The sequence below is a fragment of the Bacillus sp. 05T31 genome, assembly GCF_056396725.1.
In genome coordinates this window covers 1-624 of sequence record NZ_JBFTMA010001236.1, presented here as the reverse complement: position 1 = coordinate 624, position 624 = coordinate 1, and the positions used below count along the sequence as shown (strand labels likewise).

Below are 624 nucleotides of genomic sequence, written 5' to 3'. Positions count from 1 at the left end.
TCGTATATGAACGAACTTCAACATCTTTATTAAATTTACAATTCGCATCATAATTCGTGTACTTCCATCCCAATCTTTATTTGTAGGTATATGTTTAAAGAAAGGGGAGCAGCTTAATATTTTTATGTTAGAAGACCACTTTTCTATTGTCTTTGGATTATTTACGTAAAAATACATCATAGCGCCGTTATTACCAGATTTTTTTACAGTAGCATTCGAAAGTGTCAGTGCGAACTTTGATTCGGCATCAAAATATAACTCTCCTCCAGGAAAACGTTTTGCCATAGCGACAAATATCTCCTTCAGTTCTTCTTCTTTAAAGTAATAAAACACACCTGCTGATATAAAAAGAATACCGTCTTTTGGATCATATTTTATATCGTTGAACCAAGAAGTGTCAAAAAATGATTTGGCAATGCTTATATTTCGTGGTATATCTTCAATTAATGTTTTGCGAAAAGCGATTGCATCAGGCAAATCAAGGTTATACCACTGTATTGTACYGTTATCAAYTCTTGAAAAAGTAGTGTCTAGWCCAGAACCGATATTTACTATAGTAGCATTCGGATTCTTTGTAATAAATTGTTTTATAGTATCATCAATTTTTCGTGCACGGGTAATGTA

At 32.5% G+C, this 624-nt stretch carries 1 protein-coding gene; it reads right to left on the bottom strand.

Annotation, left to right across the window (positions count from 1 at the left end):
* Positions 1–624, bottom strand: a 624-nt coding sequence (locus tag AC1DJR_RS32650) for a class I SAM-dependent methyltransferase (protein ID WP_477004534.1), incomplete at both ends; no start/stop codon positions are given.